The 2,764-nt window shown below is 72.4% G+C and carries 2 protein-coding genes; both read right to left on the reverse strand.

Going from position 1 to position 2,764, the window contains the following annotated elements:
* Positions 1-125: 125 nt before the first annotated feature.
* On the reverse strand, positions 126-1,583 hold the full coding sequence (locus tag QH283_RS24750; RefSeq protein ID WP_280505339.1) for an MDR family MFS transporter: 1,458 nt from the start codon (positions 1,581-1,583) through the stop codon (positions 126-128).
* Positions 1,584-1,734: 151 nt separating this feature from the next.
* Positions 1,735-2,764: DUF4190 domain-containing protein (locus QH283_RS30225; RefSeq protein ID WP_348538310.1), on the reverse strand; the 1,030-nt coding region annotated here is incomplete at its 5' end.

Below are 2,764 nucleotides of genomic sequence, written 5' to 3' on the forward strand. Positions count from 1 at the left end.
TGGCCCGCCGCCCCCCCCCCCCGGCCCCCCCCGCCGCCCCCAAACCACCCCCCCGGTTTTGGGGGGGGGCCCCCCCCCCCCCCCCCCCCCCCCGAGCTGTTCTCACCGCGCACCGCGAGGGCAGATCAGTGCACGGCGAGCGCCGGTTCGCTCGGTTCGCCCGGCTCGTCGTGGCTCCGCGAACGGGCGGGCAGCAGCACGGCCAGCGCGATCACACCCAACGCGAGGACGGTCACCACGCCGAAAGCCAGACGCATGCCGTCGAGCTGGGCCGCCTCGGGGGCCGACCCGGCCGCGACAAGACCGGTGCCGCGGGCGGACATGACGGTGACCACCAATGCGGTGCCGAAGGCCGCCGCCACCTGCTGCAGGGTGCCCAGCATCGAACTGCCGTGGGAGTACAGCGGCTGCGGCAGTGCGCCGAGGCCGACGGTGAAGACCGGGGTGAACGTCGCGGCCAGGGCCAGCATCAGCAGGATGTGCAGGGCCAGCAGCTGCCAGTAGGGCATGGTCATCGAGATCTGGGTGAAGCCGGCCAGCGAGACGGCGATGCCGATCGCCCCGGGGATCACCAGCACCCGGCCGCCGAAGCGGTCGTACAGCCTGCCCACCACCGGGCCGAGCAGGCCCATGGCCAGCCCGCCCGGCATGACCAGCATGCCGGTGGCCAGCGGGCTCAGATCCCGCAGGTTCTGCAGGTACAGCGGCAGCAGGATCATCGAACCCATCATGGCAAGGAAGGCGACGGCCATCAGGCCGAGAGCGATGGCATAGTCGCGGTGCAGCAGCACCCGCATGTCCAGCAGCGGGGCGCCGGTGCGCTGCCTGCCGATCTGACGGAACACGAAGGCGGCGATCAGCGCCAGGCCCGCCAGGGCGATCAGCGCGGGTTCGGCGAAGCTGCCACTCTCGAATCGGCTCAGACCGAACACCAGACCGCCGAAGCCGAAACCGGACAACAGCACGCCGATCCAGTCCAGCGCGGAGTCCTCGGGTTCGCCCACGTTCTCCAGCCTGCGCAGGCCGAGCCAGGTGACCACGCCCGCGATCGGCAGCACGAGCAGGAACAGCCAGCGCCAGGACGCGACCTGCAACACCAGACCCGAGATCACCGGGCCCATCGCGGGCGCGACCGAGATGGCCAGCGTGACCTGGCCCATCACCCGGCCGCGATCGCGCTCGGCCACCACCGTCATCAGGGTGGTCATCAGCAGCGGCATCATCACCGCGGTGCCGCCTGCCTGCACGATGCGGCCGATCAGCAGCACGGCGAAGGTGGGCGCGGCCGCCGACAGCGCGGTGCCGGTGAGGAAGACGCCCATGGCGACCGCGTAGGCGGTGCGGGTGGACACCCGTTGCAGGAACCAGCCCGTGGTGGGAATCACAGCGGCCATGGTCAGCATGAAGGCGGTCGACACCCATTGGGCGGCGCGTTCGGTGACGTCGAGATCGGCCATCAGACGCGGGATCGCGTTCATCATGATGGTCTCGTTCAAGATCACGACGAAGGTCGCGAGCACCAGCACCCGCACGACCAACGGCGTGCGCGATCTCGCTGGCACGGCAGCTGGTTCGGCGATCATGCGGGATACCTCCGGGGCAGACGGGATTCAGAGCGCGAACTCATCGGGTGTGCCAGTATTGCCGGACCCACCGACAGCAAGCATCCGAATATTCGGCCACCACCCCCCTCGGCCCCGCGCGCCGGCCGGCTCGACGCGCGCGGACCCGGGTTCAGTCCGCCCGCAGGCAGAGCACGATCCAGCCGGTGGCGGTGGTGTCGCTGGAGGTGCGCACCCATGGCTTGGAGCCGCAGTCGGCGATGTCGTCGGTGCGTTCGACCACCTTGTGGGTGGAGTAGCCGCTCCCGCAGGTGGCGGTGTCGACCGTGACCTCGCTGATGCCGCCGCCCAGGGCGGCGCCGACCACCCGATTGACGCACGAGCCCACGCCCGCGTCGAGGATGGTCTGCGCGGTGGGGTCGTAGCCGGGGGTGGACCGCTGTGTGGTGGTCGAGCGCGTGCTCGTGGGATAGCGGGTGGTGGAGGTGGAGTAGCCGGAGTCGTAGTCGTCGTATGCCGCGAGGTCGCCTGCCACCTGGTTCACCACCACCGCGACGGCGATCACGGCCGCGACCGCCGCGATGGTGTACAGGTAGCCGATGACCAGGCCCGCGACGGCCAGGCCGCGCCCCTCCTCGCGCCGCCGCTTGATCTGCGACAACCCGATGTGGCCGAACACGATGCCCAGCGGCGGGAGCAGCAACGAGGTCACCAGGGCCGCGATCGCCATGCCGTTGGTGCGTCCCGGCACGCCGGGCGGCGGATACGGGAACATGATCGGGTGCGCGCCAGAGGACGGGTGCGTCGAGACGACCGGCTCCCGCGCGCCGGCGCCACCGTTCGGGGACACGGCCCCGGCGTCGCTGGGCGCGACCGTGGTGGCCTCGGCCGGCAGGCCCGGCCCTGGCGCTACCACGGTGGCCTCGGCGGCCGCGGCGGTGGCAGCACCCGGTTGAGGCCCGACCACGGTCGGATCTGCCGCCTGCGCGGACGCGATCGGGTGCGCGCCAGAGGTCTGGTACGGCGAGGCAGGCGACGGGGCCGCCCCGTTCGCCGGACCGGCCACCGGCACGGGCGCCGGATGCGCTTGCGGAGCATACGGATTCGCGCCATAGGGGCCGTCGGCGCGCGCCGGGCGGGCCGCGGGCGTCAAGGCGCCGCACCCGGGGGCGGGCCCCCCCCCCGCCGAGCGGGGCCCGGGC

Origin of the sequence: Nocardia farcinica (genome assembly GCF_029867845.1) — a bacterium.
GTDB lineage: Bacteria > Actinomycetota > Actinomycetes > Mycobacteriales > Mycobacteriaceae > Nocardia > Nocardia farcinica_A.

Excerpts from the sequence above, each read along its gene's own strand:
- QH283_RS24750 (WP_280505339.1), bottom strand. The coding sequence starts at position 1,583 with ATGATCGCCGAACCAGCTGCCGTGCCAGCGAGATCGCGCACGCCGTTG.